17 protein-coding genes are annotated in these 23566 nt (G+C 70.9%); 9 read left to right on the forward strand and 8 right to left on the reverse strand.

The genetic code is table 11. From position 1 onward, the window contains the following. Nucleotides 1-5: 5 nt before the first annotated feature. Both OG709_RS32260 and OG709_RS32265 read left to right on the forward strand, forming a co-directional pair. Nucleotides 6-1712: a lipopolysaccharide biosynthesis protein gene (locus OG709_RS32260; protein ID WP_250303039.1), complete on the forward strand. Its 1707-nt coding sequence runs from the start codon at nt 6-8 to the stop codon at nt 1710-1712. Further along, nucleotides 1709-2947 (forward strand): hypothetical protein, encoded by a 1239-nt coding sequence (locus OG709_RS32265; protein ID WP_266645771.1) that lies wholly within the window; start codon nt 1709-1711, stop codon nt 2945-2947. Before OG709_RS32260 ends, OG709_RS32265 begins: the two co-directional genes overlap by 4 nt. Here the strand turns inward: OG709_RS32265 and OG709_RS32270 are convergent. Continuing rightward, nucleotides 2920-4425: a hypothetical protein gene (locus OG709_RS32270; RefSeq protein WP_250303044.1), complete on the reverse strand. Its 1506-nt coding sequence runs from the start codon at nt 4423-4425 to the stop codon at nt 2920-2922. The genes OG709_RS32265 and OG709_RS32270 overlap by 28 nt on opposite strands. Nucleotides 4426-4550: 125 nt before the next feature. Here OG709_RS32270 and OG709_RS32275 point away from each other — a divergent pair, with 125 nt between their 5' ends. Continuing rightward, complete coding sequence (locus OG709_RS32275) at nt 4551-5087, forward strand: WcaF family extracellular polysaccharide biosynthesis acetyltransferase (RefSeq protein WP_250303046.1); 537 nt, start codon at nt 4551-4553, stop codon at nt 5085-5087. Further along, a complete protein-coding gene (locus tag OG709_RS32280) occupies nt 5084-6211 on the forward strand; it encodes a glycosyltransferase (protein ID WP_266645770.1) in 1128 nt (375 codons plus the stop codon). Before OG709_RS32275 ends, OG709_RS32280 begins: the two co-directional genes overlap by 4 nt. Here OG709_RS32280 and OG709_RS32285 read toward each other — a convergent pair. The 3 genes from OG709_RS32285 to gmd form a co-directional block, all read right to left on the reverse strand. Then, nucleotides 6190-6888 (reverse strand): hypothetical protein, encoded by a 699-nt coding sequence (locus OG709_RS32285; protein ID WP_329168649.1) that lies wholly within the window; start codon nt 6886-6888, stop codon nt 6190-6192. The two genes, OG709_RS32280 and OG709_RS32285, sit on opposite strands and share 22 nt — an antisense overlap. A 72-nt stretch (nt 6889-6960) precedes the next feature. Continuing rightward, a complete protein-coding gene (locus tag OG709_RS32290) occupies nt 6961-9693 on the reverse strand; it encodes a CBM96 family carbohydrate-binding protein (RefSeq protein WP_250303050.1) in 2733 nt (910 codons plus the stop codon). Between the two features lie 93 nt (nt 9694-9786). Next, entirely contained in the window at nt 9787-10800 is a 1014-nt protein-coding gene (gene gmd / locus OG709_RS32295; RefSeq protein WP_326693604.1) for a GDP-mannose 4,6-dehydratase, read from the reverse strand. A 125-nt stretch (nt 10801-10925) separates the two neighbouring features. Between gmd and OG709_RS32300 the strand changes: the two genes are divergently transcribed. Continuing rightward, the gene (locus OG709_RS32300) at nt 10926-11864 is read left to right on the forward strand and encodes a GDP-L-fucose synthase family protein (RefSeq protein ID WP_250303054.1); all 939 of its coding nucleotides are present in this window, start codon (nt 10926-10928) and stop codon (nt 11862-11864) included. 139 nt (nt 11865-12003) lie between these two features. Here OG709_RS32300 and OG709_RS32305 read toward each other — a convergent pair whose 3' ends face one another. Next, a complete protein-coding gene (locus OG709_RS32305) occupies nt 12004-13416 on the reverse strand; it encodes a sugar transferase (protein WP_266645765.1) in 1413 nt (470 codons plus the stop codon). 339 nt (nt 13417-13755) lie between these two features. Between OG709_RS32305 and OG709_RS32310 the strand changes: the two genes are divergently transcribed. Then, complete coding sequence (locus OG709_RS32310; RefSeq protein ID WP_266645763.1) at nt 13756-15336, forward strand: glycoside hydrolase family 71 protein; 1581 nt, start codon at nt 13756-13758, stop codon at nt 15334-15336. Nucleotides 15337-15412: 76 nt separating this feature from the next. Here the strand turns inward: OG709_RS32310 and OG709_RS32315 are convergent, their stop codons facing one another. Further along, nucleotides 15413-17128 carry a coagulation factor 5/8 type domain-containing protein gene (locus OG709_RS32315; protein ID WP_329169249.1) on the reverse strand — a complete coding sequence of 572 codons (1716 nt, stop codon included), beginning with the start codon at nt 17126-17128 and terminating at the stop codon, nt 15413-15415. A 367-nt stretch (nt 17129-17495) separates the two neighbouring features. On the opposite strand from OG709_RS32315, the gene OG709_RS32320 reads away from it, so the two are divergent. From OG709_RS32320 to OG709_RS32330, 3 genes are all read left to right on the forward strand, one after another. Next, nucleotides 17496-20168 carry a glycoside hydrolase family 31 protein gene (locus OG709_RS32320; RefSeq protein WP_329168654.1) on the forward strand — a complete coding sequence of 891 codons (2673 nt, stop codon included), beginning with the start codon at nt 17496-17498 and terminating at the stop codon, nt 20166-20168. A 108-nt stretch (nt 20169-20276) separates the two neighbouring features. Continuing rightward, nucleotides 20277-20402: a hypothetical protein gene (locus OG709_RS32325; RefSeq protein ID WP_266645761.1), complete on the forward strand. Its 126-nt coding sequence runs from the start codon at nt 20277-20279 to the stop codon at nt 20400-20402. A gap of 65 nt (nt 20403-20467) precedes the next feature. Further along, complete coding sequence (locus OG709_RS32330; protein ID WP_329168658.1) at nt 20468-22087, forward strand: N,N-dimethylformamidase beta subunit family domain-containing protein; 1620 nt, start codon at nt 20468-20470, stop codon at nt 22085-22087. 60 nt (nt 22088-22147) lie between these two features. Here OG709_RS32330 and OG709_RS32335 read toward each other — a convergent pair whose 3' ends face one another. Together OG709_RS32335 and OG709_RS32340 are read right to left on the reverse strand one after the other, a co-directional pair. Next, nucleotides 22148-22783: a GNAT family N-acetyltransferase gene (locus OG709_RS32335; protein ID WP_329168660.1), complete on the reverse strand. Its 636-nt coding sequence runs from the start codon at nt 22781-22783 to the stop codon at nt 22148-22150. Nucleotides 22784-22887: 104 nt separating this feature from the next. Next, on the reverse strand, nt 22888-23517 hold the full coding sequence (locus tag OG709_RS32340) for a GNAT family N-acetyltransferase (protein WP_443068563.1): 630 nt from the start codon (nt 23515-23517) through the stop codon (nt 22888-22890). Nucleotides 23518-23566: the final 49 nt, after the last annotated feature.

Here is a 23566-nt window from a genome sequence, read left to right on the forward strand (position 1 = left end):
CGGACATGCATGCTTCCGCGGCGCGGGACGACGAACCGGATCTGCTCAGAGACCAGTTCAGGCAACTGCTGCGCTACCGCCGCCTCATCGGCGCGGGCATCGGCATCGGCCTGCTCGGCGGCGCGTGGCTCGGTGTGACCTCGGCGGACAGTTACGCCGCCGCCAGCGACATCCGGCTGCGCGCGCCCACCAACGACCCGTTCAACCCCGCGGTCTCGGTGGACAAGACCATCAACATGGGCACCGAGCGGCAGACCGCGAGCAGCAGCAGCGTCGCCGAGGTGGCCGCGCGGGCGCTGGGGCTGCCCGACAGCCAACTGGCTTCCCTCCAGCACGGTCTTCAGGTCACCAACCCGCCCCAGACCATGGTGCTGCACTTCAGCTACACGGCGACCACGCCCGAAGAGGCCGCCCGCCGTGCCAACGCCGTCACGAAGGCCTACCTCGATCTGCGGAAGAAGCAGTGGGGCGATCTCCGGGACAGCATGATCAAGAAGACCCGCGACCAGCTGGACCCGATGGCGAAGGAGCAGCAGGACCTCGCCAGGACCCTGGCGAACCAGGGCAGTTCGGCCTCGGAGTCCTCGATCGCCCGCAGGGACGACCTGGCCAACAAGGTGTCCACGCTGACCAGCCAGATCGCCAGCCTGAACGCGCTCGACATGACCGCGGGCACCGTCATCGTCAAGGCGGTCCCGCCGACCTCGTCCAACGGCCTGGGGCTGTCCGTCTCGCTCGGCGTCGGCGGCGCCGTCGGTGTGGCGCTCGGACTGCTCGCGGCCTGGGTCCGGCTGGTCTTCGACCCCGCACCGCGCTCGTCCGGCGACGTCGCCCGCGCGGTACGCGCCCCGGTCCTCGGCACCCTTCCACGGGTCACCGCCGGAGGCCCGCTGCTCGCCGTCGACCAGGCGGACTCGCGCCTCGCCGAGGAGTACCGCTCGGTCGCCTTCCGGCTCGCCTACGACCAGCGGTTCGCCGACCGCCGCCGACTGCTCGTGGTGGCGCCCCGCGGCAGCAACAGCGAAGCGGCTGCGGCCGTCGCCTCCAACCTGGCGGCCTCCTTCGCGGAGACCGGCAAGGACGTCCTGCTCATCGAGGCCGATCTGCGGACGCCCTCCCTCACGGGCAGACTGCGGGCGAACGCGGAGAGCCGCCCCGGCTGGAGCCTGCCACCGCAGCCGGGCGAGTCCGGCTGGCCAGGACCGCGCCAACTCCAGGTCGACGCCGGGGAGTCGGGCGCCTTCGACCTGGTACCCGGTGAGCGGGTGCGCAACGTGGCGCGCGCGCTGACCTCGGCCCGGGTGACCCGGCTGATCGAGGAGGCCGACCTGCCGAACGCGACGGTCGTCGTCCTCGCCCCGCCCGTCCTCGCCTACGCCGACGCGCTGGCCCTGGTCGACCGGGTCGACGGCGTGCTCATCGTCTGCGACCCGCGCGCCGTGCACCGCGCGGAACTCGTCCGGATCAGAGAGCTGATCGCGGGCGCCGGCGGGACGGTGCTCGGCGCGGTCACGCACTCCGCGCTGCGCCACCCGGGACGCGGCGCCGCCAAGTCCGGCCATCGCGGCGGTGGGGGCCGCTCGTCGAACAGATCCACGCCGCAGCGCATGGACCCGGCGAACTCCGTCCCGTACCCGCCGCTTCGGCAGTACCCGCCGGGGGACGGCAGCGACACGATGGCCCTGCGCACCATCCCGGCGAGAGACCGGTGAGACGCTCGGCCGTCGTCGCCGCATCGGTACTGGACCAGGCAGCTTCCAGCCTGACCAACATCCTGGTGCTGGTGATGGCGGCCCGGGTCTCCACGACCGGCGGCTTCGCCGCGTTCTCGATGGTCTACCTGACGTTCACCGTGCTGCTCGGCCTCAACATGTCCTACGTGGGGCAGGCCGTCGTCCTGGAACGGGGCGACAGCGCCGCGCTCGCCTCGGCCTGCCGCTCCGCCGCGGCCTTCACCGCCCTCGCCTCGCTCGTCGCGGGCGCGCTGCTGGCGGCGGGCGGAGCCGTCGTCGGCGGGCGCCTCGGCCACACCTTCCTGGCGCTGGGCCTCGTGCTGCCCTTCGTGCTCCTCCAGGACGGCCTGCGGTACTCCTTCTCCGCGCTGCAGCAGCCGCACCGCGCGCTCGCCGCCGATGCGCTGCGGCTGCTCTGCGTGGTGCCCGCCCTGCTCGTACAGCCCCCGCACGCGAGCCCCGCCCGGCTGGTGGCGGTCTGGGGCCTCTCCGCCGGGCCGGCCCTGCTGACCGGCCTGCTGCTGCTCAGACCGCTGGTGACCGGCGCCGCCACGCAGGTGCGCCGCTATCTGCGGCGCGGCCACCTCGGCATGCGGTTCGTCGTCGAATTCGCCGTCGGCAACGCCTCCAGCCAGCTGGCCGTCCTGGGCCTCGGGCTCTTCGCGAGCCCACTGGCGGTCGGTGCGCTGCGCGGGGCCACGACCCTCTTCGGCCCGCTCAACGTGCTGTTCAACTCGGTCAACGCCTTCGGCCCGCCCGTCCTCGGCCGCCTCGGCGGCCGGCGGGCGACCGCGCGCGCCGCCGCCGTCCTCGGCTGCGTCCTGGCCGCGACGGCGTTCGGCTGGGCCGCCGTGCTGTACGCCCTGCCCGACCGGATGGGCCACCAACTCCTCGGCGCCACCTGGCAGTCGGCCGCCGGACTGCTCCCCGCCACCGGCAGCCAGTACGCCGTGATGGCCCTGGGCACCTGCGCCCTGGTCACCCTGCGGGTCCTCAGCCCACGTGCCACCCTCTCGCTCCAGGTGGTGTTCTCCCTGGTCTCGGTGGTGCTGATGCTCGGCGGATACGCGGTCGGGGGAGCCATCGGCGCGGCCTGGGGCCTGGCCGCGGGCTCCGCGCTGAAGGCGGTCGCCGCCTGGGCGCGGGTCGCTGTGCCCGGCCCGGCGGCCGAACCGGCCACGGACGGTCAGCGCAGCACCGCGCCCCTGTCCTGACGGTGGGTGAGGACCATCGCGATACAGAGCATCGCGATGGCCACCCGGCCCGAGGCCTGGAGCAGCGGGCCGCGCAGCAGGATGAACGAATAGCCCGCGACGAGCGGCACCACGAGCGAGATCAGACTGCCGGGCGGTGTGCGCCGGACCGCTCTGCGGGCGTATCTGCGGTCCACCCGCGCGGCGGCGTACCCCATCGCGAGGAGACCGAGGGACATCCCCACCGGCCCGAAGTCGATCCAGAGCTCCGCCCAGACCGGGGAGGAGAGATTGGTGTTGACCGCGCCCATCCACTGCCCCACCAGCACCCCCGTGTCGTGCGGCTTGCCGGGCCACACCGAGCGGGGGACGGCGAACAGGACGGACCCGGCCAGCTGGCGGCCGTAGAGGTGGCCGCCCCCGGACTTCTCGAACGTGATGGTGTTCGCGAACATCCCGATCTGGTCGTAGTCCTTCAGCGCGAGCGGCTCCAGCACCGAAGTCGTCTCCACCGGACGGTAGTTCTGGTCGTCGTAGCGGAAGCGGTCGGCGAACGGGAAGATCACCAGGGCCACCACCACCCCCAGGCTCAGCGCCGAGCGGTACATCGCCGCGCTGACCGGGAAGACGGTGAACAGCAGCGAGAGCAGGACGGTGAGGAACCAGTAACGCGGGTTGGATATGGGGTTGTTGACCACCGTGTTCAGCGCGGCGAGCGCGATCCAGACGGCGATCACCGCCGGGGATCTGCGGGCCCGCCGCGAGGTGACCAGCCAGCGGGTGTACGCCAGCAGGGCGAACAGTGCGGGCACGGTCCCGAACCCGCGCAGAAACGCCTGGCCCGCCTGCGAATCGGCCTGCGAGATGCCCGCTTCCTCGATACCGGCGATGATCTCCTGGCGGCTGCTGAAGAACACCGCGGGGCCACCCAGCTTGAGGATGAACACGGCGCTGCACACGAAGGCCACCACCACCAGCAGGTACAGCCTGCGGCGGTGCACCAGCGCGGGCCGGGTCGCGCCGCGTCCCTTGCCGCCCGGCCGGTGCCTGGCCAGCAGCGCCCCCACGTCGAAGGCCGCGCAGCCGATGAGGACGAGCGCTACCGCCTGGGACACGTCCGAGCGGGGTCCGACCACCGGCGTGGGGACCTTGCCGAGCACGGCCTGGGCGAGCGGCGCCACCCCCATCGCCATGTAGACGAAGAGCCAGAACGACCCCTGGAGCAGCTTGCGGTGACTGGTCAGCACCATCGCGGACAGCCGGGCACCCGCGTACACGGTCAGGACGAGCTGGAGCCGGTACGCGGTGTCATGGACCCCGTCGCCCGGCTGGACGGCGACGATCCCCGGCAGGACCAGGGAGAGCCCCAGCGCGAGCGGCACCGACAGGGCGCGGGAGAGTAGGGTCCGCGGCGACACCGCGGACGCGAAGCGCGGGACCGGAACCGGCAGGGCCCGGACAGGACCCGGCCGGACGTCCTCGTTCGTGTCCGTCGCCATCGTCGGCCCCCGCCCCCTGATGAAGTTTCCCCCCGCGGCAGTCTACCGACGCCGGGTCGCCGTCCAGGGGTAACCAGTAGGCTGAGCGGTCAGGCGCCTGGGGAGGCGCCGGTGGGGGTGAAGTGGTGCGTAATCTCCCGGCGTTCACGCTGGCCGGATACGACAAGGGCCGCGGCAGACTGGTGCAGGCCCTGTGGTTCGCCGTGATGAACACCGTCTTCATGGCGTGGTTCTGCCCGGCCCGGCTGCGGGTGGCCCTGCTGCGGGCGTTCGGAGCCACCATCGGCGAGGGGGTGCTGATCCGGCACCGGGTACGGGTCCTGTGGCCGTGGAAGCTGACGGTCGGTGACCACACCTGGATCGGGGAGGGCGCCTGGCTGCTCAACCTGGAGCCCGTCACACTGGGCGCGCACGTCTGCGTGTCGCAGGAGGCCCTGCTGTGCACGGGCAGCCACGACCACCGCGCCGCCGACTTCCGGTACCGCAACGCCCCGATCGTGGTCGAGGACGGCGCCTGGATCGCCACCCGGGCCACCGTGCTCGCGGGCGTCACGATCGGCGCGCACGCGGTCGCCGGAGCGGGCACGGTCGTCCACCGCGACCTCCCGGACCTCACCCTGCAGACCGCCGAGGGCCGACGCCCGGTGGAGGAGCCCGTATGAGAGTCCTGCACGCGGTCACCCTGCACAGCCCGACCCACGCCTTCGGCGGTCCGGTCCGGGTGGCGCTCAACCTCTCGGCGGGGCTGCGGGCCCGCGGACACGACGCGCGGCTGCTGGCTCTCGGCGACGGGTTCGACGGCCCGCTGCCCGGCGAGGTGGAGGGCGTCCCGGCCCGGCTGTTCCGGGCGCGCAGACTGCTGCCGCTCGGCTTCAGCGGAATCACCTCGCCCACGCTGCTCGCCGCGGCGGGCAGGATCGTCCGTGACGCCGACCTCGTCCATGTGCATCTCGCCCGGGACCTGGTGACCCTGCCGGTCGCCCTGGCGGCCCTGCGCGCGGGCCGGCCGCTCGTACTCCAGACGCACGGCATGATCGACCCCAGCGACCGGCGGCTGGCGAAGGTACTGGACGCGCTCGCCGTCCGCCGTGTACTCCGCCGGGCCTCGGCCGTGCTGTATCTGACCGGCCACGAACGCAAGGACCTCGAAGCGGTGGCCGGACCGCCCGCCCTGGGCGGCACGGTCCGGCTGGTCAACGGCGTGCCCGCCCAGCAGCCCCGCCCCACGCCGACAGGCCCACCGCGCATTCTGTACGCGGCCCGCCTCCAGGCCCGCAAACGACCCCGGGACTTCGTGGCCGCGGTCCCGGAGATCCTGCGCCACCACCCGGACGCCGAGTTCGTCCTGGCCGGTCCGGACGAGGGGGAACTCGCCTCCGTACGCGCCCTCATCGCCGAACTCGGCGTCGGGGAACGGGTCCACTGCCCCGGGGCCCTGTCGGGCGCCGGCATGCTCGCCGAGCTGAGGCGCGCCCACGTCTATGTGCTGCCCTCGGTGGACGAGCCGTTCCCGATGTCGGTCCTGGAGGCGCTGTCGGTCGGCACCCCCGCCGTGGTCACGGCCTCCAACGGGCTCGCGCGCGACATCGCGGACGCCTCGGCCGGACGCGTGGTCGACGGAGCGGCCGGGCTGGCACCCGCCGTACGCGAGCTGCTGGACCCGGCCGTCAACGAGAAGGCCTCCGCGGCGGCCAGGAAGCTCGCCGCGGAGGCCTTCTCGATGGAGGCGGTGCTCGACACCCTGCTCGCGGTGTACGGCACGTCCTACGCGGGCAACCAGGCGTAACAGCCGGAGGACGTGAACTCCTCTGCCCCCGCCGGGATCCGGGCCTCGACCGGCCCCTCGGCTCCGGTCGAGGGGCCGGAGGCGAGCAGCTTCCCGCCCTTGCCGGTCGCCCGCCAGGTGCAGTTCGGGTCGGTGGTCAGGGCGCGGTAGCGTCCGGCGTCAGGCTTCTTCCGGGTGCCGTCGGGGAACCCCGCCTCAGCCGCCTCGAGCACCGGCAGCTGATCCGGGCAGAGATGGGTGATGGCGGCCTGCGCGTCGGGGATGTCCCCCGCGATCACCGCGCCCACCGCCGCGTTCCGGTCGTGCGCGGCGGTCCTGGACACCCGCTGGCAGGTCTCCTGTCCGGTCTGGAGCACGGCGGCCGGGTCCATGTTCTTCGGTACCCGGCCGCTCAGATAGGCCTTGTCCCGCTTGCTGAACGTGCCCGTGGCGGGGGTCAGTTGAGCATCCGGCAGCGCCGAGGCCCTGGGCAGCGGCGCCGACAGCGACGCGGGCGGCGACGGTGTGTCCGGCTCGGTCTGCGCATCGGGGACGCTCTGCGCCGGGACCGGGCCGGACGAGGCGCCGGCCGCGTTCTTCCCGTTTCCCGACGAGTGGGACGAACCGCACGCGGAGACGGCGAGGAGGGCGGCCAGCACGGCCGCGGCAGCCGCCGGACGCCGGAGGAGTGGACGCATGAAGTGGCTCCTGTGGTACGGGCGGTGCGGGGGCCGGCAGGCCGGACCCCGCACGCGGTCAGTGCGTTGCCGTCATCGGCGCGCATCCGGTGCGCCGAAGGTCAGTACGAGCTGCGGGGTGCCCTCGTTCGCGGCTGCCTCGTGGGACCACAGCCACAGGGGATCCGTACCCGTGCTGGTCAGCGCCAGACTGTACGGACCGCCCAGCGCGGGGGAGAGCGCGGCCGTGTCGAGCGCGGCCGAGTAGAGAGCCGAACCCTCGGTGGCTCCGGTCAGGGTGCCGAGGGTACCGGCACCCAGCGCGGGCCGGTTGTTGTACGTGAGTCCCGTCTCGGTCCAGGCGCCGGTGACCGGGACGACGGACTGGCTGTCCGTGGAACCCGCGCCTGCCTGGGTCGATGTCTTCACCGACAGCCTGGCGCTCTTCAGCACCGTACCGGCCGGGGCCGGGGGCAGCGCGAAGCGCAGGTAGGAGAGGTACGCCGAGGTGCCGCGGACGGCGAGCGAGCTGGACGTGCCGTAATTCGTGCTCGGGGCGCCCGCGTTGGCGTAGGTGTCGTCCGTCGCCGGGAGAGTGGCGACGGTGTCGGCCGGGGCGCTCGCCAGCTGGTGGTGGTGCGTCACCTGCTGCGCGGTGAGCGCCGACGGGTAGATGGCCGTCTCGTCGATCTGCCCGGCGAAGAAATTGCTCGTCGGCTGGTCCGGCCAGCCGCTGAGCTGGTCGCCGCCGACCCGCCAGTACCCGGCGTACTGCTGGTTGCCGGTCACGCCGGACGAGGCCTTGAGCGACCCGTCGACGTAGAGGGCGAGCCCGGACGGGCCCTGGGTGGCGACCACCTGGTGCCAGGCGCCGTTGTTGTAGCTGCCCGGGGTGGAGACGGTCTTCGCGCCGCCCGTGTACACACCGAAGACGAGCTTGCCCGCGTTGGTCAGGTAGACGTTCTTGTCGTAATTGCTGCTGGTCTTCGTGGTGTTGTTGCCGAAACCGACGAGCTTGCCGCCCCGGTCGGTCGTCGTCCGGAACCACGTCTCTATGGAGAAGGCGCCCTCCACCGTGGTGGGGCGGTCGCTGTACACCAGCTGGTCGGTGCCGTCGAAGCCGATCGCCGTGCCCGGCCCGTTGACCGCGGCAGGCGTCTGCCGCAGGGACGGCGCGTCGAGCTGGACACCGCTGTTGTCCGAAGGGGACGAGTCGCCCGTGAACGGGCCGCTCGACTCGTCGTAGCGCCAGTACTGCGTGGCCCCGTCGTCCAGGACGGCGGCCGGGTAGGCCTCGGCCGACGTGGGCACCGTGACCGTCGCGGTGGGGGAGAGCCCACTGGCATTGCCCGCCGCGTCCGTCGCGGTGACCCGGTAGGAGTACGTCTGGCCGGGGCTGACCGTGGTGTCCGTGAACGACATCTGGGGCCGGGACCAGGGCAGCGAGTCGCCGTCCATGGTGTGCACCGGGGTGGAGGAGCCGTTGCGGTAGATCTTGTACGTCAGCCTGCTGTCGTCCGTGTCGGTGCTGGAGCGCCAGCGCACCTGGACCTCACCGGGTCTGATGCTGGAGGCACTGGCCTGCGGCACCCCGGGAACACCGGTGTCGGGGCTCGCCGCGAACCGGGTCAGTCCCTGCGCCGGAGCGGCGTTGACCGTGGTGAACTCGCCCCCGACCCACAGGTACTTGTTCGAGTCGGTCTCCGAAACGGCCAGTGCGCGCGGGCCGATGCCCTCGCCCAGACCGTCATTGGTGTTCGGGAACCAGCCGAGCTTGCCCACCGACGTGGTCGGCTGGGCCAGCAGATGATGGCGCGGACCGTCGGGGAACTCGCCCACGCTGGAGCAGTCGTGGGCGTGCGACGCGCTGTAGAGGACGTTCTGGTACGACAGCACGGCCTGGGTGGCGCCCAGGCAGGTGTCACGCCAGCGCTGGCCGAAATCGCTGAGGTTCAGCGCGATGCGGCCGTCGAAGACGCCGCCGCCCGTTCCCTCGTTGCCGGTGTAGAAGCCGGTCGCGTCGGTGCCGATGCTCTTGACGACCGAGTTGGTCTCGATGAAGTCCGGATACGTCTTCACAGTGGCGCCGGTCGTCGCGTCGACCACGGCGAGGGCGTGCGAATCGGCCCCGTTCACGGTGAAGAAGTCACCGCCCAGGACGACGTCGTGTCCGTCGGGCGTGACCGCGAGGGCCCGGCCCGGCAGATCCGCGTCGGCCCGGAACGGCCGCAGCGCACCGGTCGTGCTGTCGACCGCCGCGAACCGCTTGCGGGTCTCGCCCGCGACGGTCCCGAAGTCGCCGCCCGCGTACACCGTGTCGCCCGTGACGGCCAGGGTGCGTACGGTCGCCGGGAAGCTCGGGCGGAAGTCCGGTTCCGGCGCGCAGGCGGCGATGTCGATCGCCGCGAGGCTGCTCGCCTGGACGCCGTTGACAGCGCCGAAGTAGCCGCCCGCGTAGAGGGTCTTCCCGTCGGGCGACACGGCGAGCGCGCGGACCGTCGCCGTGCCGCTGCTGATGGTGAACGACAGCTTGCAGGACGTGGGTTCGCCGGTCGCGGCGTTCATCGCCACGAAGTTGACGGCGTCCTGTGCCGTTCCGTCCACCCCGTCCGGCGGCCTGACCTGTGAGAACGTACCGCCGACAAAGACGGTCCCGTGCGCCTCGGCGAGTGCCCAGACGATTCCGTTCGTCTGCCAGGTCGGCAGGTCGTCCGCGGTGAACGCCACCGGAGGGGTCACCGCCATGGCCGGTGGTGCGGCGGTCACCCCCCAGCCGGCGGTGGCGGTGAGTACGAGGGCAGCCGACAGCCCCCAGGATCTACGCATGTTCCTACCCCTCAGGCACGGAAGCCCAGGTCTGTGGCCCGGTGCGGGCCGGTTCGCGGTGTGTTCGCGCGCCCCGCGGCCGGGGCGCGCCGGTCAGCGGTCGATACGTACGGTGGCGCCGGCCAGCTGGTCCTCGACCTGGCGCATATCGGCGTCCACCATGATCGCGGCGAGTTCCGCCACGAGCACGGCGGGTTTCCAGCCGAGCAGTTCCCGCGCCTTGCCCGGGTCTCCGATCAGCGAGTCGACCTCACTGGGACGCTCGTACTTCGGGTCGTACCTGACGTACGTGTTCCAGTCGAGGCCCGCGTGCGAGAAGGCCGTCTCGACGAACTCCCGTACGGTGGCGGCGATTCCGGTCGCCACCACGAAGTCGGACGGCTCGTCGGACTGGAGCATCCGCCACATGGCGTCCACGTACTCCGGGGCGTACCCCCAGTCGCGTACGGCGTCCAGATTGCCCATGTAGAGCCGGTCCTGGAGCCCGGCCTTGATGCGCGCCACGGCCCGGGTCACCTTGCGCGTCACGAAGGTCTCGCCACGGCGCGGCGACTCGTGGTTGAAGAGGATGCCGTTGACGGCGTACATGCCGTACGCCTCGCGGTAGTTGACGGTCGTCCAGTAGCCGAAGACCTTGGCCGCACCGTACGGGCTGCGCGGGTGGAACGGCGTCCGCTCGTTCTGCGGCGGCGGGGTCGCGCCGAACATCTCGGAGGAGGAGGCCTGGTAGTAGCGGGTCTCGATGCCGCTGGCACGGATGGCCTCCAGCAGCCGCAGGGCGCCCAGCCCGGTCACGTCTCCGGTGTACAGCGGCGCGTCGAAGGAGACCCGGACATGGGACTGCGCGCCGAGGTTGTAGACCTCGTCCGGTCTGAGGTCGCGCAGCAGGTTCACCAGGGCCACACCGTCGGACAGGTCCGCGTGATGGAGCACGAACGACCGGTTGGCCTGTTGCGGGTCCTGGTAGATGTGGTCGATGCGCTCGGTGTTGAAACTGGAGGACCGTCGGACCAGGCCATGGACGGTGTACCCCTTGGAGAGCAGCAGCTCCGCCAGATAGGAACCGTCCTGACCGGTGACCCCGGTGATCAGTGCGGACTTGCTCATAGGAGATGCCCCTTCCCGGCGGACCGGCCCATGACCGGACCAACCCCCTTGTTTATGTGCTGAATTGAGAGAGAAGTCAGAATGTCTGTGCCGCTGATGTGCTTCGTCCTGGCATGATCCGGCTCATGACTGATTCGCTGCTCCTGCCAGAAGGTGCCCGCATATTCGTCGCCGGGCACCGCGGCCTCGTCGGGTCCGCCGTGGCCCGCCGGCTCACCGCGGACGGCTACGAGGTCCTCACCCGCGGCCGTACCGAATTGGATCTGCGCGATGCCGCGCGCACCGCGGACCACCTGAGGAACATCCGGCCCGACGCGGTCGTGCTCGCCGCCGCCAAGGTCGGCGGCATCATGGCGAACAGCACCTACCCGGTCCAGTTCATCGAGGAGAACCTGCAGATCCAGCTGAGCGTGATCGCCGGTGCGCACGCCGCGGGCGTGGGCCGGCTGCTCTTCCTCGGCTCCTCCTGCATCTACCCGAAACTGGCACCGCAGCCGATCACCGAGGACGCCCTGCTGACCGGCCCGCTGGAGCCCACCAACCAGGCCTACGCCCTCGCGAAGATCGCCGGGATCGTGCAGATCCGGTCCTACCGGCAGCAGTACGGGGCCTCGTACATCTCCGCCATGCCGACGAACCTCTACGGCCCCGGTGACAACTTCGACCTGGAGACCTCGCACGTCCTGCCCGCGATGATCCGCCGCTTCCACGAGGCCCGCGCGGAGGGCCGGGAAGAAGTGGTGCTCTGGGGCTCCGGCAACCCGCGCCGGGAGTTCCTCCACGTCGACGACCTCGCCGCCGCCTGTGCGCTGCTGCTGCGCTCGTACGACGGTGACGAGCCGGTGAACGTCGGCTGCGGATCTGACCTGACCATCCGTCAACTCGCCGAGACCGTGGCGGAGGTGACCGGATTCGAGGGGCGGATCGGCTGGGACACGTCCAGGCCCGACGGCACCCCGCGCAAGCTGCTCGACATCGCACGGCTCAGTTCGCTCGGCTGGCGGCCGGGCATCGCGCTGCGGGACGGCATCGCTGCCACGTACGCGGCGTGGCAGCGCGGCTGACTCCGTTCGAGCCGACTCCGTTCGAGTCGACGTCGTACGGGTTGAATTCGTGCGAGTCGAATTCGTACGAGGTGAATCCGTCCGGGTTGACTTCGCGCGACGGGGGCGGGGTCCCTCCGGCCTCATCCGCGGGTGCCGGTCAGTACGCACCGCGACCGTCGACGACGGCGCGGAGCGTACGGGCCATGACGTCGACATCGCTGGTGAACGACCAGTTGTCGACGTACTGGAGATCGAGCTGGACGGCTTCGTCCCAGGAGAGGTCCGAGCGCCCGCTGATCTGCCACAGCCCGGTCATGCCGGGCCGCACGGCCAGCCGCCTGGCCTCCGTCTCGGTGTAGAGCGCGGCCTCCTCGGGCAGCGGCGGGCGCGGGCCGACCAGGGACATGTCACCCAACGCCACGTTGACCAGCTGCGGGAGTTCGTCGAGCGACGCCCGGCGCAGCAGCCGGCCGGCCCGGGTCACCCGCGGATCCCGGCGGATCTTGAACAGCGGGCCGTCGACCTCGTTGGAGGCGGTGAGCTCCGCCTTGCGGGTCTCCGCTCCCAGGTGCATGGTGCGGAACTTCCACATCACGAACGGTGAACCGGCCTGCCCGATCCGCTCCTGCCGGTAGAAGACCGGCCCGGCCGAGCTCAGCCGGACCGCGAGCGCGATCACCAGGAACAGCGGAGAGAGCGCGATGAGCCCCAGCGCGGCGCCCACCCGGTCCGTGACTGATTTCAGCACGGGCTGAACCCCGCGGCGGACCGGCGGCACGACGCGCAGCAGGGCCATTCCGGCTGCCGAGGTGGGCTCCAGACGCTTCACGGAAATCTCCACCAGGCCCGGAGCCAGGGCCAGTTCGACCCCCGCGTCGTGCAACGCCCAGGACAGTCGGCGTAATCGGTCGCCGGTCATGCTCGCCCCCGGCGCGACCAGGACGACATCGGCCGCCAGTTCCAGGGCGGCGCCCAGCAGGGGGGCGGTGTCGTCCCGGGGGACGGCGGGTGCGCGGGACGCCAGCCGGCCCGCCGGCCGGGAGCCGCTGTTGATCGCCCCCTCGCCGACCGCCACGATGCCGACCACGACGTACGGATGGTCGGTCCGCCCGGCGAGATGGTCGGCCACGTCGTCGGCGGCGGCCGGTTCGCCGACCACCAGGACCCGGGTCACGACCTGCGCCTTGCGCCGGGCCGCCGCGAGGTGGCGGTAGGTCGCCTTGTGGCACACGAGAGTGAACAGCAGAGCCGGAAGGAGCGCCGCCAGACACAGCAGCGGCCCGTGGTGCAGCTCCGGAGCGCCCGACGCGACGGACAGCACGCCCAGCACGCCGAGCAGGATCAGCCAGTCGTGCAGCACGGGCAGGGCGCCCCGCGACTCGCCCAGGACCCGCTTGCCGTAGCGGTGCCGGAAGGTCTGGACCCCCAGCCAGGCGACGGCCACGGCGGCGGCCGGCCCGAACGCGTACGGCTGATCCTGGGAACGGAAGAACAGTGCCACCGGCAGCGCGGCGCCGATCAGGTCGGCGAACAGCGCGGTCGGCAGGTACCACCGTGCTTTCAGGCGCATCCCGTGCGGGACTGCGCCTGATGAAGTGCTGATGTCGGACGCACGTGATTCAGGCGTTCGGACATGCCACATGTACCCCCCAGGCACGTGTTGACTGACTTCGTTCCCCACGTCGATTCCCCGATCGACGAACAGGCGTCGCAACAGGGACAGTACGACAAACTCCGGGCCGCACAATGCCGTTTACGTAAACGTTGCGACCGATTGGCCCCCCGGGTATCTGTGGAGACCATGTGGAAGACGTGTCGATCTTGTGGCCTCCAGTTCTATGATTGGCCACTCTTCCGGACCGGGCGAACGGCCGTACCGTAGAGCGGGCGGCTCTTGGAAGGAACGACCATGGCGCAAGCGCCGGTACGACCATTGACGCACCGCCGCCCCTGGGCCGGCGGGCGGCGGCTCCTGTTACCGGGCATCGGGCTGGGCCTGCTGCTCATCGGCCTGTTGGCGGGCAGCGGCATGGCCTGGACCCCGTTCACCGAGGGCGGCAGACCTTTGTCGGCAGGGGCGGGCGCCACGACTCCGTCCGGCGCTCGGGGGTCGACGCGGGCCGGGGCCGCCACGGCCCTCCCGTTCGACCTGCCGTCGGCCGGTACTCTGCGCCGGAGCCAACACCTGGTGTTCGCGCACTACTTCACGCCCTACCCGCTCTCGCTGGACAACCAGCCGGCCGGGAAGGACTACTACAGCCGCAACTACCTGACGGCGCAGGGGGAGGGCGGCAAGCACGCCGCGTACGGGGGACTGCTGCGCGACCGTCCGCTGCCCGTGCCGCAGCAGAGCGGCGACTGGCAGCTCGCCAACCTCGAACGGGAGGTCCGCACGGCCAGGAACGCGGGAATCGACGGTTTCAGCGTCGACATCCTCGCGCTGTCCGGGCCCAACTGGGACCGCGTCAACCTCCTGCTGAAGGCGGCTGCTTCCGCCGACCCCGGATTCCGGATCGTGCTGATGCCGGACATGACGTCCCTGCACACCGACCCCAGGACCCTGGCGGACGCCCTCGCCGGGCTCGCCGCGTCCCCGGCCGCGTACCGGCTGGGCGACGGCCGTCTCGTGGTCTCGCCCTTCAAGGCCGAGGCCCACAGCCCCGGTTGGTGGTCGCAGCTGACCACTCGGCTCGACCGGCGGTGCGGCATCAGGACGGCGCTCGTCCCGCTGTTCCTGAACTTCACGGCGAACGCCCAGCGCTTCGCGCCGATCAGCTACGGCTTCTCCGAGTGGGGCAACCGCAGTTACACGGCCCAGGCCGGGGCGACGGCGGACACCGCGCTGGCCCACCGTCTGGGGAAGAAGTGGATGCAGCCGGTCTCGGTACAGGACGCCAGGCCCAACCAGGGGGTGTACGACGAGGCGGGCAACACCGCGACGCTGCGGGCCAGTTGGGGTCACGCGATCGACGACGGGGCGGACTGGGTCCAGCTCACCACCTGGAACGACTACTCGGAGAGCAGTCAGTTCGCGCCGTCGCTGCACAACGGCTACGCCTACCTCGACCTCTCCTCGTACTACCTCACCCGATTCAAGACGGGCGGCTGGCCCCGGATCGTCCGCGACACCGTGTATCTGACGTCGCGTGTCCAGTTCGCCGCCGCGACGCCCACTTCCGGCCGCCAGCGGCTGCTGATGAGCCCGCGCGAAGGCTCGGCGGCGCCACGCGACAGGGTGGAGGTGCTCACCTTCCTGACCGCGCCCGCGACGCTGGACACGGTGGTCGGGACCAGCAGGGACCGTCGCCGGGTGCCCGCCGGGGTCCGGCCCACGTTGCTGCCGCTGCACCCGGGCCGGAGCTCCGCGACCGTGCGCCGCGGTGGCCACCCGGTGGCCGCGGTGGCCGCTCGCCATCCGGTGGAGCGGCGGTTCGCGGTCCAGGACCTCCAGTACTACGCGGCGACGAGCGGACGCCCGGCCGCACCGTGACCGGCGGCCCGCTCCCCGGTGGCGTTCTCCGGGGAGCGGGCCGCCGGCCGCGCGGTTCCTCAGGGGCGGTCGCGGGTCACGGGTACGAGACGACGGTGGACGGTACCGTCGAGGTCCCCGAGGTGGGTGAACCCGTGTTGTTGATGACGTGGTTGTACTGGCCCATCCCGCCGAGCGAGACGACCAGCAGGTCGTGGAACTTCACCCCGGCCTTGTCGGGAGCGGCGAAGCCGTGGTCCTGCTGGATACCCGGGTCCGCGGTGAAGTTGCAGTAGCTGCCGAGTCCCCAGCCCTCGTGGGTGTTGACCGAGTCGGCGACCTTGTAGGCGGCGTAGCCCTTGGTGTTGCCGTCCTGCACCGCGGCCTGGTTCGGGGCGTCGTACGCCTTCTCGTTCTGGAAGAAGATCGTTCTGCCGTTCTCGCCGTTCCACTGGACGTCGTACTTGTTGAAGTGCTCGACGAAGAGCCCGGTGGCCAGCACACTGTCGCCGTTGACGGTGAGCCCGTAATCGGCTCGGTTCGTGTCCCAGCCGACGCCGTCACCGTGGTCGGCGCGCCAGAGCCAGGTGTGGTCGATGATGGTGTTGTTGCTGTTGATCTCCATGCTGGTGGTGGCCTTGCCCGCGCCCGCTCCGCCGATCCGGACGAAGACGTCCTGGACCGTGGTCGGGTTGGCCGAGTGGTCGGCCGACGAGCCGTCCGGACCGACCTGGAGGAGGACGTCGGAGTTCGTGGTCCCCGCGTCGATGAGCAGACCGGCCAGCTTCACGCCGTCCACGTCGGCGACCTTCATCGCCGTCACCCCGTTGTCCGGGACGATCGTCGCGTACCCGAGGCCCAGCACCACCGTGTCGGCGCGGTTCACGTCGATCGACCGGTCGACGTGGTAGATGCCCGGCGTGAACAGCAGGTCGAGACCCTGATCGAGCGCCTGGTTGATGGTCTCGGCGGTGGCTCCCGGCTTCACCACGTAGAACTGGCTCAGCGGGATGGAGTCACCCTTCGGTGTGCCGTTCTCCCAGGTCGTGCCGCTGGCGTCGGTGCGCTTCTCGGGCGCGAAGACCTTGTACTCGTTCCCGTCCAGGTACAGGAACGGTTTCTCCCGGGAGACCGGTGTGGTGTCCAGGGTGGTGTACGTCGGGTTCGGGAAGCCCTGCGCGGGCGCCCCCTTGACCCCGGAGAACACCATGTTCCAGACCCCGTTGGCCCAGCCGCCGACCGAGCTGTCCCGGGTGTACCACTGCTGCTGGGAGTACGGCCCCACCGTGCCGTCGATCTTGCTGTCGGCGATGTAGCCGCCACTGGCCCAGCCGTATCCGGCGGGCGCCAGATTCAGTCCGCCCCTGACGTGCATCCGCCGGAACGGCGCTGCCTGCGCGACGGCCCAGCGGTCCGTGCCGTTGACCGGCGTGAGCGCGAGGTTCTCCGCCGAGCGCCAGAAGTTCTGGGTCGCGTTCCCGTTGAACCACCCCGCGTCGACGGTCACGTCACCGTTGATGCCGGTGTCGTCGGGTGACAGTCCGAGCCCGGCGATGGAGGTGTAGAAGCCGAGCTGGGCGTTGATGTTGTTGTACGTGCCCGGTTTGAAGAAGAAGGCATCGCGCCCGGTGCCGAACTGGGCCGACTCCTGCTGCTTGAACACGGAGTCCAACTGGCCCTGGATGTCCGGGGTGGACGGATCGAAGACATGCACGTTCGGGCCGAGATCACCGCCGCCCGGCAGATCGGCGGCCTGTGATTTCGAGGGGGCGACCACGAGCAGCGCCGCTGCCAGGGTGGCCGCCGCCACCATCGACAGCCTTGTCCTTCGTCTTGTGGGGGGAGCAAGCATGGGCAATCTCCTGTAGTTGGCGACTCATTGACGAGCCTTCAAGAACTGAAGAGCGGAGGGGGCTTGGGAGCGCTCTCTGACGGCATGGATCGTTCTCCTGGCCAGCCTTCACGTCAAGAGTTGTGAACAAAATGGTCCGGGCGACCCGTGATTCATCAACTCTGTTGCCGAGTACGGCATTTACAGGTCCGACCTGTGACGGAACCACGCCGAATCGTTGACATGTACCAACCGGACGGTGAATTGTGATGCTCGAAATACCAGTGTTCCAAGCATGTTTGCGCAGAAATCGCACATTTAACTGTTCGGTACGAACGGAGAACACTCCTTGCGAATCCTTCGAAGCCGCCCCAGACAGGGCGCGGCCGCCGCGGTGTCCGCGCTGGTGCTCGGCCTCACCACCCTGACCGTCCCGGCGACGCAGGCGCACGCGGCGGCGACGCCGTCGGGTGTCCTCGACAGCGGTACGAAGAGCGTCACCTGGCAGAGCCCGGTCTACGCCAAGGGCACGGTCGACGGGCCCACCAAGTGCGGTACCCCGGCCGAGGACCCGGACAACGCCAAGTGCGCCCGCTTCGACCTGACCGTCAACCCGCCGGCCGGTGAGTGGGACGACAATCCCGAAGGCGGTGTCCCCGTCTCCATCCAGTGGGAGACGCCCACCGACGACTTCGACATGTACATCTACGACGCGGACAACAAGCAGGTCGCGTCGAGCGCGGGCACGGCCGACCCCGAGGCCACGGTCATCCCGAAGGCCTCGGGCACCTACCACGTCGTCGTCGTTCCCTACGACGTCCACGACAACTCCTTCACCGGCAAGGCCTACCTCCCCGAGTCCACCGACGCGGGGAACCTCACCGGCTTCACCGGTTCGCACGGCACGTACGACATCGCGGCGGGCGACCTCAAGACCCGCGCCTCCTTCTTCACCGACGAGACGATGCGGCTCCAGGCCTCCCCGGACGGCGACCTCGCCGACCCGCCGGGCAGCCACATGATCCAGAACCAGCCCGAGGCCCAGCGGAACACCTCGGCCTTCGACGCCGGTTCCTACTACGGGATCCGCTCGAAGGGCGTGGTGCTGCGCGTCTACAAGAAGCCGCTGAAGTTCGCCCTGTACAAGGCGGACGACCGTACGGTCGTCTGGGCGGAGGCCGACCCGCTGCGCTGGACGACGGGCGGGATGCGGCAGAGCCTGAAGCGCGGTGCCGAGGAGCAGTTCTTCGGCGGCGGCGAGCAGAACGGCAGCTTCTCCCACCGCGACCAGGTGATGAACGTCGGCAACAACACCAACTGGAACGAGGGCGGTTACAACAACTCCCAGCCGTTCTACATCTCTTCGGCCGGATACGGCGTCTTCCGCAACACCATGACGCCCGGCACCTACGACTTCGGCTCGCCGGTCCGCACCGGCCAGCAGGAACGCCGCCTGGACGCCTACTACTTCACCGGTGACACCAAGTCGGTCATCGGCAAGTACACCTCCATGGTGGGCAAGCCGTTCATGCCGCCGGTCTACGGCCTGGAGCCGGGCGACGCCGACTGCTACCTCCACAACGCGAACCGGGGCGAGCGTCACACCCAGGACGCGGTGAAGGTCGCCGACAGCTACGCCGACAATCAGATGCCGCTCGGCTGGATGCTGGTCAACGACGGCTACGGCTGCGGCTACGAGGACCTGTCGCAGACCGGGGCGGGTCTCAACAAGACCCATGCCCAGCTCGGACTCTGGACGCAGAACGGTCTGCCCGACCAGGCCGCCGAGGCCAAGGCCGGGGTGCGCGTCCGCAAGCTGGACGTCGCCTGGGTCGGCAACGGCTACGGCATGGCCCTGGACGCCTGCGACCAGGCCAAGGCCGGTATCGAGGACAACAGCGACGCCCGCGGCTTCGTCTGGATGCCGGTCTCCTGGGCCGGAGCCCAGCGCTGCGGCGTGCAGTGGAGCGGTGACCAGAGCCTGTCCTGGGACTACATCCGCTGGCAGATTCCCACCTACGCCGGTGCGACGCTGTCCGGTATGGCGTACAACACCGGGGACGTCGGCTCCATCTACAGCCACGACCCGAAGATGTACGCGCGCGACCTCCAGTGGAAGGCCTTCCTCCCGGCCATCATGACGATGGACGGCTGGGCCAGCGACATCACCTCCAAGAAGCCGCACGACCAGCAGCCCTGGCTGGACGGTGAGCCGTACACCTCCATCAACCGGAAGTACCTCCAGTTGAAGGAGCGGCTGCTGCCGTACATGTACACCCTGTCGAAGGACGCGACGAAGACCGGTGTCGGGGCGGTGCGCCCGCTGTCGCTGGAGTACCCCGACGACCCGGCCGCGCTGGGCCCCGACGCCAAGTACGAGTTCATGTCCGGCTCGGACTTCCTGGTCGCGCCCGTCTACAGCGACACCGACGTCCGCAACGGCATCTATCTGCCGAAGGGCACCTGGACCGACTACTGGACGGGCAAGACCTACCAGGGCCCGACCACGGTCAACGGCTACAAGGCACCGCTCGACACCCTCCCGCTGTTCGTCAAGGGCGGCTCGATCGTGCCGATGTGGCCCAAGGGCACGACGTCCTGGGAGACCCGGGACAAGGGCGAGCTCGACTACGCCGTCTACCCGAAGGGCACCACCGACTACACGCTCTACGAGGACGACGGGGTGACCCGCAAGTTCGCGAAGGGCGCGTCGGCCACCCAGCACGTCCAGGTGAAGGCGCCCACCCACGGTAAGGCGGCCACCACCATCAAGGTGGGCGCGAGCGTGGGCAGTTACACCGGCAAGCCGGCCACCCGCTCGTACCACTTCTCGGTGCACGGCACGGACGCGCCGGCGCAGATCGCACTGGACGGCAGCCGGCTGCACGAGCTGGACTCCGCCGAGGCGTTCGAGGCGGCCGGATCCGGCTGGTACACCGATTCGAAGACGGGCGTCACCGAGATCAAGACACCGTCGGTCTCCACCGGCCATGCCTTCTCGCTGACGCTGCGCCGTCGATGAGGTAGTTCCGGACCACCGGCAGGCGCCGGTCAGGGGCCGTTCACCCACGGCCGCTGACCGGCGCCCGTGCGTCCGGGCGGTCCCCCGGGCACGGCATCAGGATTCGCCATGGACACGATCGCCACCTGGGACCCGGCCGCCCTCGCGGCGGCAGCCGTGCTGGCTGAGGACCGCGAGACCGGGCCGCACCGCTGCCCGCGAACGGACGCTCTGCGTTCGTCGGGCTCCCCCTGACGGTTCATGATGGTCCCGACGCACGCGCACCTGCACCGGGCAGGGCGGACGGGGGAGAGGTTCGGATGGGCGAGGGCACGGAACACGACGGCCGCCACCGGGACGACGGAGCGGACGGCACCGGCACCGGCCTGGGCCGCAGGCACTTCCTCGGCGCAGCCGCGGTGGGTGCCACCGGCCTCACAGCAGGGCTGGTCGCCGGATGTGACGCGTCGCCGGGCGGCAGCGCCGGTGCCTCGCCCCGCCCCACCGCGTCCAGCTCCGCCGGTGGAGTCAGGTCCGCCGCCGACGCGGAGCGGGCGCGGCCCGGCAGCCCCGACTGGCGGATCCGCTCGCTGGGACCGCCCGAGGCGGTCCAGGGCTACACGGACAAGGTGAGCGTGCTGCCCGGCGAGGAGTTCGGGCTGCACGTCTCCACCACCGCACCCGGCTTCCGGGTCTCGGCCTACCGGGTCGGCTGGTACGGCGGGGCGCAGGCCCGGCTGGTCTGGCGGTCGGACCGGGTGGCCGGAGCGCACCAGCGGCAACCGCGGACGATCTCCTCCACCCGCAGCGTACGGGCGGACTGGGAGCGCACCGTCGGCGTGCACACCGAAGGCTGGTCGGCGGGTGCGTACCTGCTCCGGCTCGACGCGGAGAACGGGCACCAGCGGTACGTCCCGCTGATCGTCCGCTCGGCGAGCGCCGCGGGCACGACCCTGCTGATGCACGCCCCGGCGACCTGGCAGGCGTACAACACCTGGGGCGGGTACAGCCTTTACCAGGGTGAGAACGGCGCGTACACCTCACGGTCGCTGGCCGTCGGCTTCGACCGGCCGTACGACGCGAACGGCGCCGAGAAGTTCATGGTGTACGAGCGTGCGGCGGTGGTCCTCGCGGAGCGGCTCGGCATCCCGCTCGCCTACACCACGGGACTCGACGTCCACCTCGCCCCGTCGGTGCTCCAGGGAGCCACGACGGCCGTCTCGCTCGGCCACGACGAGTACTGGACCCCGGAACAGCGCCGACACGTCACCCGGGCGCGCGACACCGGCACCAATCTGGTCTTCCTGGGTGCCAACACCTGTTTCCGCCGGATCAGGCTGGAGCACGGGCCGTCCGGCACCGACCGCACCGTGGTCTGCTACAAGACCGCCTACCAGGACGACCCGCACTTCGCGGACCACCACGGCCTGCCGACCCACGACTTCCGCCAACCGCCCGCCGCGGACCCGGAGTCCACCCTGACCGGCGTCTTCTACGAGGGATTTCCCACCGACGCGCCCTATGTCGTCCACAGTGCGGACCACTGGCTCTTCGAGGGGACCGGGGTGAAGCGGGGTGACTCGTTCAAGCACCTGGTGGGCGTGGAGTACGACCGGGTCACGCCGGGCGCGCCCACACCGGCGCCGCTGGAGATCCTGGCCCACTCCCCGCTCGTCTGCAACGGCCGGAGCAGCCACTCGGACTCGGCCTACTACACCGTCCCGAGCGGCGCCGGGGTCTTCGCCTCCGGGACGATGCGGTGGGTCGAGGGTCTGATGGCCGGGACCCGGGACGGCGGGCGTGATCACGGTATGGACGCCCGGACGAGGGCCTTCGTCACCCGCACCACCGAGAACCTGCTCCGGGCCTTCGCCACCGGTCCGGCGGCGAAGGCCCGGCCCGCGCCGAAGGACAACGTACGGAGCGTGTACGCGAGCTGACCGACGCCGGACAACCGCTCCGGCCGTCGCCTGGTCCGGACCGCTGCGGCCTGTCCTCGCTCAGCCCCGGTCCGGCTCGGCCGTCCGGAGGTCCCTCACCATCACCGAGAACCGCTCCTGCCGTTCGGCCTCGGTGAAGCCGATGGCGAGATAGAAGGCCCGCGCCCCCGGGTTGCCGCCGCCGACGCTCAGCTGCAGCCCGCGGACCCCGCGCTCCCGCAAGGCTTCCAGCAGAACGGTGATCAGCCGCCGGCCGAGGCCCGCGCCCTGACCGCGCGGCAGGATGTCGATGTGCAGATGGGCGGGGAACCTGTCGTACAGGGCGTCGCCCGCCGACGGGCCCGGCTGGTGGACCTGGGCCACCCGCTGCCAGTCACGGGTGCCGTCGCCCGGGTCGTGCGCCATGGATTGCGGGTAACGCAGCCGCAGCGGCGGATACCACTCCTTCTCCAGCCACTTCTCGTGCGCGGCGGAGTCGGCCGTCGCGACGACATAGCCCAGGACGCCGTGCTCGTCCGCCGCGATGAAGGTCAGGCCCGGATCGGCGACGGGGTAGGGGCCGGCGAAGACGTGCCCCAGCAGATCGGGGTCGCTGTACAGCGCGGTCGCGTCCCGGCCCGAGTCGCCGGTCTGCAGGCAGACCCGGTACATCCCCGGCAGGTCGAACGGCTGGTAGGGGCGTATCTCGATACTCATCGGACCGGCACACGGCCGGTCGGTTCGGCTGTCATCCGGGCAGCGTATGTGATCGGGTCAGCACGGGACGCGGGAGGTACCCGGGCGCGGAGGGCCCCCGGCGCTCAGCCGCCGGTGGCGCGGCCGAGATAGGTGAGCGGCCCCGGATCCGCCACCGGTATCTCGTGGAAGCCCAACCGGTCGTAGAACGCCCTGGCCGGGGTGTTGGCCGTGACCATCCCCAGGTGCACGGCGGGCACCCCCTGCTCCGCCAGCGCGGCGAGGAAACGCGTCATCAGCGCCCGCCCGAACCCCGAACGCTGGTGACCGGGCAGCAGATCGATGTGCAGATGCGCCGGGTACGCCGACAACTCGGGCAGCAGCATGCGCTCGGGGCGGTGCAGGAGCGCGGTCATCTGATCGGCCGGTGTCCGCAGCGGCCCGGACGGGTCCGGATACCGGTCCGCGACGGTGGGCAGCCACTCCTTGCGGAACCGCTCGACGAACCCGGCCGTGTCCGCGGTGCCGAGGACGTACCCCACGGCGGAGCCCGCGTCATCGACGACGAACGTGAGACCGGGCTCCAACTCCGCGTACGGGGCGGCGAAGACGCTGCCCAGCAACGCGTGGTCGGGGTACAAGTGCCGTGCGTCGCCGCCCTCTTCGCCGGTGCGGACGCAGATCTCGTACAGGGCGGGACGGTCCTGGGCGCGGTAGCGGCGCACGAAGGGCTGAGTAGTCACACAGGCAACCATGAGGGATGTGGGAGCGCTCCCGCAAGCGGTATTCACGGGCCGCGACGAC

Origin of the sequence: Streptomyces sp. NBC_01267 (assembly GCF_036241575.1) — a bacterium.
In the GTDB taxonomy this organism is placed as follows: Bacteria; Actinomycetota; Actinomycetes; order Streptomycetales; family Streptomycetaceae; genus Streptomyces.

Excerpts from the sequence above, each read along its gene's own strand:
- OG709_RS32285 (WP_329168649.1), bottom strand. The coding sequence starts at position 6,888 with ATGCGTCCACTCCTCCGGCGTCCGGCGGCTGCCGCGGCCGTGCTGGCC.
- OG709_RS32335 (WP_329168660.1), bottom strand. The coding sequence starts at position 22,783 with ATGAGTATCGAGATACGCCCCTACCAGCCGTTCGACCTGCCGGGGATG.
- gmd (WP_326693604.1), bottom strand. The coding sequence starts at position 10,800 with ATGAGCAAGTCCGCACTGATCACCGGGGTCACCGGTCAGGACGGTTCC.
- OG709_RS32300 (WP_250303054.1), top strand. The coding sequence starts at position 10,926 with ATGACTGATTCGCTGCTCCTGCCAGAAGGTGCCCGCATATTCGTCGCC.
- OG709_RS32325 (WP_266645761.1), top strand. The coding sequence starts at position 20,277 with ATGGACACGATCGCCACCTGGGACCCGGCCGCCCTCGCGGCGGCAGCC.
- OG709_RS32270 (WP_250303044.1), bottom strand. The coding sequence starts at position 4,425 with ATGGCGACGGACACGAACGAGGACGTCCGGCCGGGTCCTGTCCGGGCC.
- OG709_RS32340 (WP_443068563.1), bottom strand. The coding sequence starts at position 23,517 with ATGGTTGCCTGTGTGACTACTCAGCCCTTCGTGCGCCGCTACCGCGCC.
- OG709_RS32290 (WP_250303050.1), bottom strand. The coding sequence starts at position 9,693 with ATGCGTAGATCCTGGGGGCTGTCGGCTGCCCTCGTACTCACCGCCACC.
- OG709_RS32260 (WP_250303039.1), top strand. The coding sequence starts at position 6 with ATGCATGCTTCCGCGGCGCGGGACGACGAACCGGATCTGCTCAGAGAC.
- OG709_RS32305 (WP_266645765.1), bottom strand. The coding sequence starts at position 13,416 with ATGCGCCTGAAAGCACGGTGGTACCTGCCGACCGCGCTGTTCGCCGAC.
- OG709_RS32330 (WP_329168658.1), top strand. The coding sequence starts at position 20,468 with ATGGGCGAGGGCACGGAACACGACGGCCGCCACCGGGACGACGGAGCG.
- OG709_RS32310 (WP_266645763.1), top strand. The coding sequence starts at position 13,756 with ATGGCGCAAGCGCCGGTACGACCATTGACGCACCGCCGCCCCTGGGCC.
- OG709_RS32315 (WP_329169249.1), bottom strand. The coding sequence starts at position 17,128 with ATGGTGGCGGCGGCCACCCTGGCAGCGGCGCTGCTCGTGGTCGCCCCC.
- OG709_RS32280 (WP_266645770.1), top strand. The coding sequence starts at position 5,084 with ATGAGAGTCCTGCACGCGGTCACCCTGCACAGCCCGACCCACGCCTTC.